The organism is Pedobacter nyackensis, from assembly GCF_900176505.1.
GTDB lineage: Bacteria > Bacteroidota > Bacteroidia > Sphingobacteriales > Sphingobacteriaceae > Pedobacter > Pedobacter nyackensis.
Genome location: NZ_FWYB01000007.1, coordinates 261901 through 277680 on the forward strand (window position 1 = coordinate 261901; position 15780 = coordinate 277680).

Sequence of the window (15780 nt, forward strand, 5' to 3'; positions counted from 1 at the left end):
TATTTTTGTGGGGTGACTGATCTGACAAAGCAAATCTTTTCTATTAGCAATGCGCTTGAGTTTGAACAAACCAGCCTTGCTATATTTAATCACCAGGCCAGAAATTGCCAGGTATATAAAGCCTACATCTCTCATCTCAGGATAAATCCAGAGGAGGTTACCAGTGTAACTCAAATCCCGTATCTGCCAATCAGCTTTTTCAAAACCCATGAAGTACTGAGTTCTTTAGCTACTCCGGAAATTGTATTTAGCAGTTCGGGTACTACAGGTATGGTACAAAGCAGACATATTGTAACTGATGTTGAGGTATATGAGGAGAGTTTTAACAAAGCCTTTGAACTGTTTTATGGTAAGATAGAAAACACTTGTTTGCTGGCCTTATTGCCCTCTTATCTGGAACGTGATGGCTCTTCATTGATATATATGGTTGATGCGTTATTGAAACAAAGTAAACATCCTGACAGTGGCTATTTCCTTCATAATCATAGCGACCTATATCATAAACTTCAAAAATTAAAAGAAGCCGGGCAAAAAACCATTTTAATAGGCGTCACCTACGCGCTCTTGGACTTTATTGAACAGTATAAAGTCGAATTCCCGGATCTGATTGTAATGGAAACCGGCGGAATGAAAGGGAAAAGAAAAGAAATGGTCCGTGAAGAACTCCACCAATTGCTACAGGATGGTTTTGGTGTGAATGCCATTCATAGTGAATACGGCATGACCGAACTGTTGTCGCAAGCCTATTCATCAGGAATTGGCATATTCAATTGCCCACCCTGGATGAAAATCTACCTCCGCGATACAAACGACCCGCTAAGCCTGGTGTCAAACAACCGTACTGGTGGCATTAATGTAATAGATCTGGCTAATATCAACTCCTGTTCTTTCATTGCAACACAAGATTTAGGAAGATTATTCCCTGATGGCTCATTTGAAGTATTAGGCCGTTTTGACAATGCTGATATCAGGGGTTGCAACTTACTGGTTAACTAATTCCACAAAAGCGCTTACCATCTGTATAGCGTTTTATTCCATAAAAAAATCCCGGTTTTAAGCCGGGATTTCCATCTATAATTTAATTTCTGCCTATTTCGCAATCAGCAGGTAATAGTTTTTCTTTCCTTTTTGAACGATAATGAATTGATCGTTCAACAGATCGCTCGTTGTCAATTTATCCGCAGGATCTTTCAATTTTTCTTTGTTTACAGATACTCCACCACCCTGGATCAATTTCTTTGCTTCACCTTTTGAGGCAAAGACACTTGATTTTTCGGCTAGTAAGGTAGCTGCATCAATTCCTTCTGCCAATTCAGCTTTCGAAATTTCAAATTGAGGAATACCTTCGAATATTTCTAAAACCTGAGCTTCAGCTAACGTTTTAAAGAATTCCAATGAACCATTTCCAAATAAGAACTCAGAAGTTTTCACTGCAGTGTCTAAAGCACTATCTGAATGGGTCCTGATCGTAATGTCTTCAGCCAATGCTTTCTGCAAAATGCGAAGATGAGGAGCGGTATCATGTTCAGCTTCTAATGCTTCAATTTCTGCCTGTGTTTTTAAGGTAAAAATCTTAATCCATTTTTTAGTATCCTCATCAGAAGCATTTAACCAAAACTGGTAGAATTTATATGGTGATGTTTTTTTAGGATCTAACCATACTGCACCGCTTTCAGTTTTACCAAACTTTGTACCATCGGCCTTTTTAATCAACTGGGTAGTAATTGCAAAAGCTGTTCCGGCATCTTTACGTCTGATTAACTCTGTTCCGGTTACAATATTACCCCATTGATCCGAACCACCCATCTGAATAAGACAGTTCTTATTTTTCCATAAATAATAGAAATCGTATCCCTGGATCAGCTGGTAGCAGAACTCGGTAAAAGAAAGACCTGAATCACCTTCCAGGCGTCTTTTCACGCTATCCTTAGCCATCATATAGTTGACCGTAATGTGCTTACCAACATCTCTGATAAAGGTAAATAGATTCATATCTCTGAACCAATCGGCATTGTTAACCATCACCGCGCCATTACCTTCTTCAGAAAAGTTAAGGAATTTAGATAGCTGTGCTTTCATTCCAGCCAGATAAAGCTCAATGGTTTCTTCAGTTTGAAGATTTCGTTCGTCAGATTTCCCCGAAGGATCGCCAACCATTCCAGTAGCACCACCAACCAAGGCATAAGGTTTATGTCCTGCACGTTGGAAATGTATAAGCGTCATGATCTGTGTAAGGTGTCCGATATGCAGAGAATCTGCAGTTGGATCAAATCCTATATAGCCAGATGTCATTCCTTCACTTAATTTTTCTTCAGTACCAGGCATCATGTCCTGTAACATGCCTCTCCAGCGTAACTCTTCTACGAAATTGGTCATTAGTATCTACTTTTGTTGGCAAATATAGGAAAAGCTGAGTTATCCTTAAATTTGGCAGGATCTTAAAAACTGTTATTGAACAAAAATTACTATTTTTAGCACTATGAACTTCCTATCCCATTTTTATTTTGAAAGAAATAATCCAGATGAAAATATGGTATTGGGAGTTGTTTTGCCCGATTTCATCAAAAATGCCAAAAAGGATTATAATTTATACCCGCTTAAGATCAGGCATCTTTTTGAGGATGAACCGCATCAAATTTCTATCCTGAATGGTTGGAAAAAGCACATTGAAGTAGACCAGATCTTTCACTCTTCAAAATTCTTCCAGCAGCATACCGCTGAGCTGAAACAATTGATACTTCCGTCCTGTGAAAACAGTCCGGTTAAGCCATTCTTTTTAGCACATATAGGGTTGGAACTGGTTTTAGACCACCTGTTAGCTACAGAAGGGCTTGTTAACATTAACACTTTTTACGATCAGCTCAGCAGAGCAAACAAAACTGCTTTAAACGATTTTCTACATACTTCTTCCCTGAATGATACAGATGTTTTTTTCAGTTTCCTGAACAGTTTCATCTCCAGCAGATACCTTTTCAGTTACCAAAAGGTTGAAAACATAGCCTATGCACTGAACAGGATTTGCATGCGTTTATGGAATAACCCTTTTTCTGAGGAGCAACTGCATCAGCTAACAGGGCAACTTGAGGAGTTTAAAAATCACCTAAAAAATGATTACCTATCTATCTTTAATGATATTGAAGGTAGATTAAAGTAGCTTATTTGTATCTTCGCAGCTATGTCACTATTCGAGGTAAAAGACAAAATGGATGCATTGGTTAAGGAGCTTAACCAACACAATTACAATTATTATGTGCTGGCTATGCCAACCATTGCTGATTATACATTTGATCAAAAATTAGCAGAACTGCATGCGCTTGAACTTGCACATCCTGAATTTGCCGACCCCAATTCACCTACACAAAAAGTTGGTGGGGAGATTACCAAAACCTTCACTACAGTAAAACACAAATGGCCCATGTTATCGTTGGGCAACACCTATAATGAGCAAGATCTAAGAGATTTTGACGAGCGTATTAAAAAAGCAATAGGTGATCATTTTGAATATGTGTGTGAACTGAAATTTGACGGTTTATCCATCAGTCTCACTTATGATGGGTCAAAACTGGTAAGGGCTGTAACCCGTGGGGATGGCACCAAGGGAGACGATGTGACGACCAATATCAAAACAATCCACACGATTCCACATCAGTTAAAGGCAGACGATGTTCCTCCCCTGTTTGAGATCAGAGGAGAAATATTTATGCATCGTGCAGCTTTTGAGCGCCTGAATAAAGAACGCGAAGAGATTGGAGAGGTTCAATATGCCAATCCCAGAAATTTTGCTGCAGGAACCGTTAAAATGCAGGATTCAGGAGAAGTAGCCAAGCGTCCATTAGATTGCTTCCTATATTCTCTAAATACCGATAAGAATTATTTTAAAACCCATTGGGAAAGCTTACAAAACCTAAAAAAATGGGGATTTAATATATGTGAGCATACCAAGCTTAGCCCAAACATTAATGAGGTATTACTATTCATCAAACACTGGGAAAAAGAACGTTTCAATTTATCCTATGATATTGATGGAATAGTTATTAAAGTAAACAGTTTTGCCCAACAACAGGAATTGGGCTTTACGGCTAAATCGCCTCGTTGGGCCATTTCCTATAAATACAAAGCGGAAGAAGTAGAAACCATCCTGGAAAAAGTAACTTACCAGGTGGGCCGAACAGGTGCTGTGACACCGGTAGCCAACCTGAAACCGGTACAACTTGCAGGAACAACAGTAAAAAGAGCAACGCTACACAATGCAAATGAAATAGAAAGACTTGATCTGCACCTGGGAGACAGCGTGTTTGTTGAAAAAGGTGGAGAGATCATTCCTAAAATCATCAATGTAAATCTGGATAAGCGCGAGCCCGGAGCAGTCCCGGTTATATACCCTTCCGTTTGTCCGGAATGCAACACGCCTTTAATTAGAAAAGAAGGTGAAGTTGCTTTTTATTGTCCGAATGACGAGGCTTGTCCTCCGCAGATAGTTGGAAAGATCCAGCATTTCATCAGTAGAAAAGCGATGAATATTGACGGACTGGGCGATGAAACCGTTGAAACTTTTTATCAGCGTGGACTGATTGCACATATCAGTGATCTGTATACACTGCATGAAAAAGCTGAAGATCTGAAAACATTAGAACGATTTGGTGAGAAATCTATCGTGAACATGTTGAAGGGGATAGAACTTTCTAAACAAATGCCTTTTGAAAAAGTATTGTTTGGGCTGGGTATCAGATATGTTGGTGAAACGGTTGCAAGAAAATTAACCTTTGGCGCAAAAAATATAGACAACCTGGTTTCGGCCAGCTTAGAAGAGCTGACAAGCATTGATGAAATAGGTCAGCGGATAGCAGAGAGTATCATTGAATACTTCAGCAAGCCTGAACATTTACATCAAATTACGCTCTTAAAATCGTATGGTTTACAATTTGAAGCCATAGAAAATGAAATTACCTTACAAAGTGATAAGTTAACTGGAAAAACATTCGTAATTTCAGGCGTTTTTGAGAACTACAGCAGAGAGGAGCTCAAAAATATGATTGAAAGTAATGGCGGTAAGATTTTAAGCGGCATCTCTGCGAAGCTTAATTACCTTGTTGCCGGAGATAATATGGGACCATCAAAACTTGAAAAAGCGAACAAACTGAATGTACCGCTTATCTCGGAGGATGATTTATTAGAGCTATTGAAGTAAAGAATAAAAAATGAACAAATTTCACGGAACAGGTGTAGCATTGGTTACGCCTTTTAATGCAGATGGAACGGTTGACTATGATGGGTTAAGGAAACTCATCAACCATTTAATTGAGGGAGAGGTTGAATACCTGGTATCATTAGGTACCACCGGAGAAGCTTCAACACTAAATAAGGAAGAAAAGAAGAAGATCTGGGAATTTACTGCAGAAGTGAACAACGGTCGTTTGCCATTGGTTGCCGGCATAGGTGGCAATGATACTGCGGAAGTTGTTAACAGTATCAAAACTTTTGATGTAGATGGTTATGATGCCATTTTATCTGCCAGCCCATACTACAATAAGCCAACGCAAGAAGGAATATACCAACATTATAAAGCCATCAGCGAAAATAGTTCGCTACCGATCTTTATATACAATGTACCTGGACGTACAGCAAGTAACATTAGTCCGGAAACAACATGCAGACTGGCGACGGACTTTAAAAACATTATTGGAACTAAAGAGGCTTCCGGAAGCTTTGATCAGTTTAATCAGATCATGCGTGATAAACCTTCAGATTTCCTGCTTATTTCAGGAGATGACCCTATTGCAATGCCAATGATTTCAATCGGCGCTGTGGGTGTTATTTCGGTTATTGGTAATGCTTTGCCTAAACAATTATCTGATCTGATCAGGTTATCTCTTAAAGGAGAATTTGCGACTGCCCTACCAAAGCACCTGAGTTTAATTGAATTTACAAGAATGATGTTTGCAGAAGGAAATCCTGCAGGTGTTAAGGCCGCGTTAAAGCATCTGGGCGTATGCGATGATCATGTTCGCCTGCCATTAGTTAAGGTCTCAGAAGAGCTTAGAAAAGCAATCATAGCTGAAACCAATACGATCAGCTCATAAAAAAATATCAGCTCATAAAAAAAGCGTCCCGAAATTTCGAGACGCTTTTTTTTATCAAAACAATTAAAGCCGGTTAGCCTTTGTTTTTAGTGTCCTGAACCTCTAAGCGAATTGCTTGAGCCAGGTTTTTAAGATCTTGCATACCTTTACGTACGCGAGTTCCAGCGGCATTGTTTGCCTTGTTGTAGAATTTGTCTGCGTCAGCCTCTAAAGCTGCAACAAGCTCTTTTACTTCAGTGAATTTTTTCATCGTTAATTTTACTCCTTTTAGTTTTTTAAAGTTTTGATTGATACTCTCTTACTAAAGTAAGATGTTTATTTTAATAAAAGAATTTTTACAATAACAAATAAACAATCAAAAACCCTCTTTTTTTCCACATCACAAGGGTTTATGCACAATAAACGCAGCAATATTCAACAGAAAAAACTGAATATCAGGAGATTACAAAACAACGGAAACAAAAAATGCCCTTTATGCGTACATAAAGGGCATTTTTAACTTTTGAAAATATTATGCTATAGAAAACTGATTTTCTTTATAATATCCACTTTTCAGTTTATCAGACACTTCGCTGAAAGCATCCAGCGTGCGCTGTACATCTTCCATTGTATGAACGGCTGTAGGAATCAACCTCAGTTCAATTAGTCCCTTAGGGATAACCGGATAAACTACAATTGAACAGAATATACCATAGTTCTCACGAAGATCCATAGTCAGTGCTGTAGCTTCCAGCAACTCACCTTTAAGGAAAACCGGAGTAACCATTGTGTTGGTCACACCAAGATCGAAACCACGATCCCTTAATCCCTTTTGAAGCGTGGTAGCTACATTCCACAATTTATCTCTTAATTCAGGATTGTTTTTAAGCAGATCCAGGCGTTTTAACAATCCAATAACCATTGGCATTGGCAATGCTTTAGCAAAGGTTTGAGAACGCATGTTATACCTGAAAAAGTTAGTCATTTCTTCAGTTGAAGCTACAAATGCTCCGATACCTGCCATCGATTTAGCGAATGTACCGAAATACACATCTACCCCTTCAATACAATCCTGTGCTTCATGGGTACCTGCACCTGTTGGCCCCATTGTACCAAAACCATGCGCATCGTCAATCAGCAAACGGAAATTGAATTCCTTTTTTAAATCAACAAGTTCTTTTAGTTTTCCTTGTGCACCTGACATTCCAAAAACGCCTTCAGTGATTACCAGGATACCGCCACCGCTTTGCTCTACCAATTTAGTAGCTCTTTCCAGCTGTTTGCGGGCGCTATCAATGTCATTATGTTTATATACAAATCGTTTACCCATGTGCAGACGTAAACCATCTATGATACAAGCGTGAGACTCAGCATCGTATACAATCACGTCATTTCTATCTACCAAACTATCGATAATAGAAACCATCCCCTGATAACCAAAGTTTAAAAGAAATGCATCCGGTTTACCTACAAATGCAGCAAGTTCCTGCTCCAATTGTTCGTGATACTTCGAGTTACCAGACATCATTCTGGCACCCATAGGATAAGCCATACCGAAATCTGAAGCTCCTTGTCTATCGGCTTCCCTTACTTCAGGATGATTGGCCAAACCCAAATAATTATTCAAACTCCAAACCAAATGCTCTTTACCACGAAAATTCATATGGGGAGCTATATCGCCTTCTAATTTAGGAAATGAGAAATATCCATGAGACCACTTGTGATGTTGTCCGATCGGACCCATGTGTTTTGCTATCTTTTCAAAAATATCCAATGTTATATGTATTTTAAGTTATTATATTTTTTTGCAAAGTTATATTTAATATGCCTGATCTACAACAATCAACATTCTATGACAGAGAACTTACATAAACGTAACCTGTAGATACTAAAAAGCCTTAACAAATATTGCTAAGGCTCATATAGTATAAAATTATTTCAAATTAATCAACATTATCGTGAAGGAATGAGTTGTTTGGTCTGATCTCGGCAGAACCATCATCGTCATTACTTAAAGTAAATCTCGATACCTGAGACTCTGATGAATGCTGAACCTGCTGTAATTGCATTTGCTTACGTTTGTAAGCCGGCTCATTTTCAAGTTCCTGCAAACCGTTACTGGTGCGCAATTTCATGCTAAGATCCTTTAATCTAAGAATTCTTTCTTTAGATTTCTTTAACTGATCTTCAATAGAATCATCGTTTTTATCGTCATCAGCACCAGGTTCAACGATTTCTTCCCTTTGAGGAACAATATCATTATTAAACACTGTTGTTGGTGTTTCGAACACGAAATCAGTTTCTGCAACTTTAATTTCGAATTCAAATCCTGAATCCTTTGGCGTATCCTCAAATGGAGTTTCCTCTTCAAGCAAAGTATGTCTTACGATTACATTTGCAGGCTCATCAGAGTTTTTGGCTTTGTTTCCATTAAACAAATCACCAAAAAGGTCAGATTGTTTAATTTCTTCTTTTGCCTTCATTACCGGTTCATTAGAGAAGACCGGAGCTTTAGGCTCAATAAATGAATTTACTGGTTCTACAGGTCTAACTAAAGGAGCTTCTTCAGGCGTAAGCAAAGAAATCTTTTTTACATTCTTTTTCTCTTCGTCACGCTGCTCTGTAGTTTGGAAACCAGTAGCGATAATGGTTACAGACAACTTATCTTCAAGGTTCTCGTCAATACAGTTACCCCAGATTAAATCAGCAGATAAACCTGCTTTTTCCTGAATATAATCGGTAATGATTGTCACCTCGTCCATAGTTACTTCACGTAAACCAGAACTTATATTTAACAAGATATATCTTGCACCTTCAATTTCATTGTCTTTTAATAATGGCGAAGCCAATGCACCTTCAACTGCATTTAACGCTCTGTTCTCTCCATCACAAGCAAAACTACCCATGATCGAGACACCACTATCTTTCATAACAGTACGCACATCTTTAAAATCCACGTTGATGTATCCAGGAACGGTGATGATTTCGGCGATACCTTTTGCAGCAGTTGTTAAAATATCATCAGCCTGAGAAAATGCGGATCCTAAGGTAAGGTTACCAAAAATTTCACGCAGTCGATCGTTAGATATCACTAAATAAGAATCTACGTATTTTTTCAGTTCATCCAATCCATCATTTGCCTGCATCTTACGTCTCTTCCCTTCAAAGGCAAAAGGCGTAGTTACAATAGCAACTGTTAATATGTCAAGTTCTTTTGCTGCCTTGGCAATAATAGGACTGGCACCAGTACCGGTACCACCACCCATACCAGCAGTTATGAACAACATTTTTGTTGTACTGCCAAGCATCTGCTTGATGTCATCTATATTCTCTATAGCTGAGTTTTTCCCAACTTCCGGGATCGAGCCTGCACCCATACCTTCGGTAAGACTGGCACCTAACTGAACCTTATTAGGAATAGGACTAAACTCCAAAGCCTGGGCGTCTGTATTACAAATAATAAAGTCTACACCAGTAATTCCTTGACGGTACATATGGTTTACCGCATTACCACCACCGCCACCAACACCAATTACCTTGATGATTGATGACTTATCTTTTAACATTTCGAACTGCATATCTTTATGAATCAGTTATTTAAAAATTCGTTTTACCTGTTCATCTCTCTATGTAATATTAACACTTTTTTAACAGTGGTTTTCCACAAATGTTGATAATGTGGAAAAGTCACCGATTGTGGAAAAATATTACGGCTTTATATAATCTTCATCGCTTACATTCATGTCGTCTTTTATAAAATCCTTAGTCTTAGCAAGGAGTTTATCGAACAATCCGCCACCCGAACGTTTAGCTTTTTCTTTGACATCTTTTGGTTTTTCAACAAAAACACCAGGCTGTTTCATCTCTTCCAACAACTCTTCTGCCTTCTGTATACCTTTAATCAACAAACCAACACTGGTTGCGTACATCGGACTTTTCAAATCATCGTAAATGGTTTTTGCCATGTCTTCGTATTTAGACAAATGCTCGTTAGGATAACCAACGCGGCAATCTAAACCGGTAACATACTCAACCAACTGCGACAAGTGTTTTAACAAAGCACCACCACCTGTAATCACCACACCACCGATCAGTTTTTTCTCGTAACCTGATGACTTGATTTCGTAATAAACATGCTCAATGATTTCTTCCATACGGGCCTGGATCACATAAGCAAGGTTTTTTACTGAAATCTCTTTTGGCTCTCTTCCTCTTAATCCAGGAACACAGATGATTTCATTCTCTTTATTTTCTTCTGCCAGTGCTGAACCAAAACGGGTCTTCAATAGTTCAGCCTGATTTCTCATTACAGAGCAGCCTTCGCGGATATCTTCTGTAACACTGTTACCACCAAACGGAATAACAGCCGTATGACGGATTATACCTTCGTGGAAAATGGCAATATCAGTTGTACCACCACCAATATCAACCAGGGCAATTCCTGCTTCTTTTTCTTCGTCACTCAACACCGATTCTGAAGAAGCCAGGGGTTCTAATATCAATTCCTGAGTTTGTAACCCGGCATTGGTTACACACCTCATAATGTTTTTCACGGCAGTTACCTGACCTGAAATGATATGAAAGTTAGCTTCAAGGCGAACACCTGCCATACCAATCGGATCTTTTACTCCCGGCTCATTGTCGATGGTAAACTCCTGTGGTAAAACATGGATGATTTCTTCTCCTGGGGGCATAACCAGTTTAAACATATCATCAATTAATTTATCGATATCTTTTTTTCCTATCTCGCTGTTCAGCTCGCGACGAGTTAAGATACCCCTGTGTTGTAAACTCTTGATATGCTGGCCGGCAATACCTACATTCACAACGCGGATCTCCACATTTGACTGGCCACTCGCCAATTCAACTGCCTGTGAAATCCCTTGTACTGTTTTTTGAATATTAGAAACAACACCGCGGGTAACACCTGCTGATTCAGCTTTCCCTATCCCTAACACTTCTATTTTACCATGCTGTGTTCTACGTCCAACGATCACGCAGATCTTAGTAGTACCGATGTCTAATCCGACTACTATTGGAGATTGAATGGTAGATTTTTCTTTGCCCATAACTATATCGATTTGTTGAGTTTATTAATTTTTATCCTGGTATATTTTTTAACTTCTTCTATTTTTTCTTCCACAATGCTATTCATCCGGCAGAACCTGCTCCTGAACATTAACATCTATGGGCTTTTCTTTACGTTTCAGGGTATCAGCCGCACGCTCGGGAATCACTTCTCCCGTTAAAGAATCTATCTTGTTCTTTTCACAAACAATTTGATTCGTATATTTTACATTAATCGTTTTGTAGGTATTCCATCCTACTTTTGGCATTGCTTTTTTATAAAAAGCCAGCAAATTCCTCATTTTAGTCTCCAAAGAATCAGCACTACCCAAAATAATCCGTTGGTTTCCTACCCTGGGGATTAATTCTATGTCTTTAGCATTATTTACATATAGCTGCTCAATCTGTGCATCCCATAAGGTATCCTGCTTAATGTATAAGGCTACTTTATATAAATCCTTTCCCAGGTCAGTTATCAGCGTATCTACTTTACCACCAAAGTGCTCCATGATGTTCCCGTTTGCAGCCAGAACATTAGCAGTAAAATTTGGTGAAACAGGCATTTTTAACCCATTGCTGTCTATATAATAATCCTGACCACCGGCGTTGATTAATCTCAAAATAGGCTGACGCTGTTGAATCTCGATCTGGATCACACCATTCATATCCGCATAAACAGTGGCAAAAGCAATATAAGGATTGGCAATAATGCGTTTCTCAATGCGCTGCAAATTGATACCCGCTAAGTTCTGTCCAATCAATGAACCCTGACTTTGTTTTAAAATGGCATCAATCTCTTCCCGTTCGATAAAATTATCTGCTCCGGGAATTAGGATCTTCACATTGGTACATAATACAGTCTTCTTTTTACCGTCAACGAAACTCATCAGTACGACAAGACCGCTCAGACAAAATATCCAGGCAAAACATTTAAAAACCGCTTTCCAATTAATCCTTTTAAGCATGAGTCAAAATGGCTTTAAGTGGTTGTATCAATGTATCTATATCCCCTGCCCCAACAGTTAAAAGTAGTTCAGGGTTTTTGCTTTTTATGCATTCAATCACTAAATCTTTTCCACATATCTGCTTGTTTTTCAACGACATTCTATCCAACAACATCTGCGAACTAACACCCGCCAGCGGCAATTCACGGGCAGGATAAATTTCAAGCAACACCAAATCATCAACTGTGCTTAAAACTTTCGCAAAATCATCTGCAAAATCACGCGTACGTGTAAATAGATGAGGTTGGAAGATTACCGTTAATTTTTTATCCGGATACAATTGTCTAACTGCATGAAAACACGCACGCAATTCTTCAGGATGATGCGCATAGTCATCTATATAAATATGTTCAGGTGTATTTACTATATACTCAAACCTTCTTTTAACACCTTTAAACGACTCAATTGCATCCTTTATTTTTTGAGCATCAATTCCAAGCTTAAGCGCAACCGCAATTGCAGCTACTGCATTTTCCACATTGTGCTTTCCCGGTAGCATTAAGCGGATATCCGCTATCGCTACATCAGCATCAACATAATCAAATACAAATCTTGACCCTTCAACTCTTATATTTTGCCCCTTCACCTGCGAAGGTAAACCAGCACTATAACTTACACCATTCGATAAAGGCAATCCGCTTTTCACAAACAATGCACCATCCGCTTTAAGCTGTTTCGCAAACATTCTGAAAGAATCCTGCAAATGACTGGCATCACCATAAATATCCAAATGATCGGCGTCCATTGACGTAACCACTGCAATATCCGGATGAAGTGTAAGGAAAGAACGATCGTATTCATCTGCCTCCACAACGACAACATTATTATCACCAATGATGAAATTGCTGTTATAATTCGTAGCGATCCCACCTAAAAACGCGGTACAGCCGTAGCCACTAGCGATTAATACATGCGCCACAATAGATGAGGTTGTTGTTTTACCATGCGTACCGGCAACAGCAATACAAAACTGTCCCTTACTGATGATCCCCAAAACCTCAGAACGTTTCTTTAATACAAAACCATTATCCTTAAAATAGTTTAGCAGCTCAGAATTCTTAGGAATAGCGGGCGTATACACAATCAGTGTATCCTTATTTTTCTCATGAAAGGAAACAGGCAATACAGATTCATCATCCATATAAGAAACCAGAATACCTTCCTGCTCTAAGGCGATAGTAAGATTAGTCCGGGTTTTATCATATCCACAAACTACAATTCCGCGTTTAGCAAAGTAACGCGCAATCGCACTCATACCGATACCACCAATACCTACGAAATAAACCCGTTTTATTGTACCTAATTCCATTAGTTGTTCCCCCCCCTTCCTGCTAACTGCATAACCTGCGTTGCAATCTGACTATCTGCATCCGGCAAAGCCAGCTTGCCTATATTATCTGAATACATTTTACACCTACCTTTATCCATCAGTAAGGATAAAGCTTCTTTAACCAGCGTATCCTCCGCCGAACGATCTGTAATCATTAAGGCAGCTCCCTGATGAACTAGTGCTAACGCATTTTTTGTTTGATGATCTTCCGACACATTAGGTGAAGGAACCAGTATAACCGGCTTTTTAATCAAACACAATTCGGCTATAGTGCCCGCACCCGCTCTTGAAATAATCAAATCAGCAGCTGCATAGGCTAAATCCATTTTATTTAAAAACTCAAGAATCCTGACATTTGGATTAAAATCAAGCCCTAAGCGATCAATAATCCCTTGATAATAATATTTACCTGTTTGCCAGATTACCTGCACATCAGCATCTATGATATCCAGAATATGCTTTTCAACACTCTTATTTAAGGTAGCAGCTCCCAAGCTTCCGCCTGTCACCAATATCGTTTTCTTCAACGGGTCGAGTTTAAGCAACTCTGCTCCTGCATGATGTTTATTTAAAACATCAACAACATCCTTCCGTACCGGATTACCTGTTTTAAGTATGCGATCAGCTGGGAAAAACTGTTCCATCCCATCAAATGCAACGCAAACCTTAGCTGCATTTTTCCCCAACCATTTGTTGGTAATACCCGCGTAAGAGTTCTGTTCCTGGATCAGGTAAGGAACTTTCTTTAGTGATGCAGCAAATAGTATTGGTCCGGATGCATATCCGCCTACCCCCACAACAACATCAGGTTTAAAATCAGCAATTAATTGCAAGGCTTTACGCACACTTCCAATTAGTTTAAATGGCAGACTTAAATTCTTGGCAACAGAACCTCTTTGTATACCACTGATATTTAAACCAACAATTTTATATCCGGCGGCAGGAACTTTTTCCATTTCCATGCGACCTGTAGCGCCAACAAATAATATTTCACAGCCAGACTCCATGCGCTTTAGCGCATTAGCTATAGAGATAGCCGGGAATATATGTCCTCCGGTACCTCCTCCTGAAATAATTATCCTTGTTGGTCTCATCATTATATCTTTAAACCTTAAGCCCTATACTTAATCTTTACTCTTTTATCCTAATCTTCTTATGCCATTGCAGGTATTTCACCCACAATCACTTTTTTACTTCCCTGCTCTTCAACATCTCTGCTTACACTTAAAATAATGCCAAAAGCTATACTTGTAAATATCATTGATGTTCCCCCCATACTTACCAGCGGCAACGGAACACCTGTAACAGGCCCCAATCCTACAGCTACTGCCATATTAGCGAAGGCCTGAATAGTTAAACTAAAGCTTAGCCCTGCAGCCAGCAAAGCCCCAAAGGCCTTCGGACTTTGGGTTACAATCCGTACACATCGATACAGCAAAAACAGGTACAATACGATCACTGACATCGCTCCTATTAAACCATACTCTTCCACTATAATTGCAAAAATAAAATCTGAATAAGGGTGTGGTAAAAAGTTCCGTTGTGTACTGTTTCCAGGTCCTTTACCAAACACTCCACCGGTTGCCAATGCAATTTTAGATTGATCAGCCTGGTAAGTCTTATCAGAATGCTGCTGCTCAGGATGCAAAAATGAATTTACCCTTGATTTATAGGTAGCAGCCCTTGGTCCTAAAAACACGATAAACAGCAAAAGCACCGCTCCACCGGCACACACCATTGCAATTTGCTTGATACTGATCCGTCCAATAATGAGCAACAAAATACTTACCCCAAACAACATCAAGGCAGTAGAAAGGTTAGCCCATGCAATCAATACAAAGACCACACAAACCGAACCCATAATAGGGATAAATGCCTTTTTAACATCCTTAATATTCTCCTGTTTCTTAGTCAGCATTCTTGCCAAAAAAGTAATCAAGGCAATCTTCGCCAAATCGGAAGTCTGAAAGGTTAACCCGATAAGCGGAATCTTCACCCAACGGGATGCATCATTAATATTTGCTCCAAAAATGGCCGTGTAAAACAATAGCGGGATGGTGATAATCATCAACACCTTCGAAATCCCTGCATAATATTTATAATCCAATAAATGCGCAATATAGATCATACCAATCCCCATTACCACAAAGATCAGATGCTTGGTAAGCAAAATCTTTTCTACGGTTTTCCCGGTCTTATATGCATAAGTTCCGGTAGCACTGTAAACAGTGAGAATAGAAATCATCGACAAAAGGATAATGATCAGCCAAATCCAGCGATCTCCTTTTGTTTTATCTAAAAGCGTTTTTATTGCAAACAT

The 15780-nt window shown here is 39.1% G+C and carries 13 protein-coding genes; 4 read left to right on the forward strand and 9 right to left on the reverse strand.

Annotated features, from left to right (window positions below):
• Window positions 1-12 precede the first annotated feature (12 nt).
• Complete coding sequence (locus B9A18_RS14695) at window positions 13-996, forward strand: LuxE/PaaK family acyltransferase (protein WP_084290078.1); 984 nt, start codon at window positions 13-15, stop codon at window positions 994-996.
• A 93-nt stretch (window positions 997-1089) separates the two neighbouring features.
• Here the strand turns inward: B9A18_RS14695 and tyrS are convergent, their stop codons facing one another.
• Window positions 1090-2376 (reverse strand): tyrosine--tRNA ligase, encoded by a 1287-nt coding sequence (gene tyrS / locus B9A18_RS14700; RefSeq protein ID WP_084290079.1) that lies wholly within the window; start codon window positions 2374-2376, stop codon window positions 1090-1092.
• A gap of 103 nt (window positions 2377-2479) precedes the next feature.
• Here tyrS and B9A18_RS14705 point away from each other — a divergent pair, with 103 nt between their 5' ends.
• The 3 genes from B9A18_RS14705 to dapA are packed head-to-tail and all read left to right on the forward strand — an operon-like array spanning window position 2480 to window position 6080.
• A complete protein-coding gene (locus B9A18_RS14705) occupies window positions 2480-3154 on the forward strand; it encodes an ACP phosphodiesterase (RefSeq protein ID WP_084290080.1) in 675 nt (224 codons plus the stop codon).
• 21 nt (window positions 3155-3175) lie between these two features.
• Window positions 3176-5188, forward strand: a complete 2013-nt coding sequence (gene ligA / locus B9A18_RS14710) for an NAD-dependent DNA ligase LigA (RefSeq protein ID WP_084290081.1) — start codon at window positions 3176-3178, stop codon at window positions 5186-5188.
• Window positions 5189-5198: 10 nt separating this feature from the next.
• Window positions 5199-6080, forward strand: coding sequence for a 4-hydroxy-tetrahydrodipicolinate synthase (dapA, locus tag B9A18_RS14715; protein ID WP_084290082.1), 882 nt, complete (start codon window positions 5199-5201; stop codon window positions 6078-6080).
• A gap of 73 nt (window positions 6081-6153) precedes the next feature.
• Here dapA and B9A18_RS14720 read toward each other — a convergent pair whose 3' ends face one another.
• From B9A18_RS14720 to B9A18_RS14755, 8 genes are all read right to left on the reverse strand, one after another.
• Window positions 6154-6330 carry a histone H1 gene (locus B9A18_RS14720; protein ID WP_084290083.1) on the reverse strand — a complete coding sequence of 59 codons (177 nt, stop codon included), beginning with the start codon at window positions 6328-6330 and terminating at the stop codon, window positions 6154-6156.
• 261 nt (window positions 6331-6591) lie between these two features.
• Window positions 6592-7833, reverse strand: a complete 1242-nt coding sequence (locus tag B9A18_RS14725; RefSeq protein WP_084290084.1) for an aminotransferase class I/II-fold pyridoxal phosphate-dependent enzyme — start codon at window positions 7831-7833, stop codon at window positions 6592-6594.
• Window positions 7834-8002: 169 nt separating this feature from the next.
• Window positions 8003-9637, reverse strand: a complete 1635-nt coding sequence (gene ftsZ, locus B9A18_RS14730) for a cell division protein FtsZ (protein WP_084290085.1) — start codon at window positions 9635-9637, stop codon at window positions 8003-8005.
• A 129-nt stretch (window positions 9638-9766) separates the two neighbouring features.
• On the reverse strand, window positions 9767-11128 hold the full coding sequence (ftsA, locus tag B9A18_RS14735; RefSeq protein WP_084290086.1) for a cell division protein FtsA: 1362 nt from the start codon (window positions 11126-11128) through the stop codon (window positions 9767-9769).
• Window positions 11129-11206: 78 nt separating this feature from the next.
• Window positions 11207-12091, reverse strand: a complete 885-nt coding sequence (locus B9A18_RS14740) for a cell division protein FtsQ/DivIB (RefSeq protein ID WP_084290087.1) — start codon at window positions 12089-12091, stop codon at window positions 11207-11209.
• Window positions 12084-13439 carry a UDP-N-acetylmuramate--L-alanine ligase gene (murC, locus tag B9A18_RS14745; protein WP_084290088.1) on the reverse strand — a complete coding sequence of 452 codons (1356 nt, stop codon included), beginning with the start codon at window positions 13437-13439 and terminating at the stop codon, window positions 12084-12086. Before murC ends, B9A18_RS14740 begins: the two co-directional genes overlap by 8 nt.
• Window positions 13439-14554, reverse strand: coding sequence for an undecaprenyldiphospho-muramoylpentapeptide beta-N-acetylglucosaminyltransferase (gene murG / locus B9A18_RS14750; RefSeq protein WP_084290089.1), 1116 nt, complete (start codon window positions 14552-14554; stop codon window positions 13439-13441). Before murG ends, murC begins: the two co-directional genes overlap by 1 nt.
• Window positions 14555-14613: 59 nt before the next feature.
• A complete protein-coding gene (locus B9A18_RS14755) occupies window positions 14614-15780 on the reverse strand; it encodes an FtsW/RodA/SpoVE family cell cycle protein (protein ID WP_084290090.1) in 1167 nt (388 codons plus the stop codon).

Excerpts from the sequence above, each read along its gene's own strand:
- tyrS (WP_084290079.1), bottom strand. The coding sequence starts at position 2,376 with ATGACCAATTTCGTAGAAGAGTTACGCTGGAGAGGCATGTTACAGGAC.
- B9A18_RS14705 (WP_084290080.1), top strand. The coding sequence starts at position 2,480 with ATGAACTTCCTATCCCATTTTTATTTTGAAAGAAATAATCCAGATGAA.
- ligA (WP_084290081.1), top strand. The coding sequence starts at position 3,176 with ATGTCACTATTCGAGGTAAAAGACAAAATGGATGCATTGGTTAAGGAG.
- dapA (WP_084290082.1), top strand. The coding sequence starts at position 5,199 with ATGAACAAATTTCACGGAACAGGTGTAGCATTGGTTACGCCTTTTAAT.
- B9A18_RS14720 (WP_084290083.1), bottom strand. The coding sequence starts at position 6,330 with ATGAAAAAATTCACTGAAGTAAAAGAGCTTGTTGCAGCTTTAGAGGCT.
- ftsZ (WP_084290085.1), bottom strand. The coding sequence starts at position 9,637 with ATGCAGTTCGAAATGTTAAAAGATAAGTCATCAATCATCAAGGTAATT.
- ftsA (WP_084290086.1), bottom strand. The coding sequence starts at position 11,128 with ATGGGCAAAGAAAAATCTACCATTCAATCTCCAATAGTAGTCGGATTA.
- B9A18_RS14740 (WP_084290087.1), bottom strand. The coding sequence starts at position 12,091 with ATGCTTAAAAGGATTAATTGGAAAGCGGTTTTTAAATGTTTTGCCTGG.
- murC (WP_084290088.1), bottom strand. The coding sequence starts at position 13,439 with ATGGAATTAGGTACAATAAAACGGGTTTATTTCGTAGGTATTGGTGGT.
- murG (WP_084290089.1), bottom strand. The coding sequence starts at position 14,554 with ATGAGACCAACAAGGATAATTATTTCAGGAGGAGGTACCGGAGGACAT.
- B9A18_RS14755 (WP_084290090.1), bottom strand. The coding sequence starts at position 15,780 with ATGTTTGCAATAAAAACGCTTTTAGATAAAACAAAAGGAGATCGCTGG.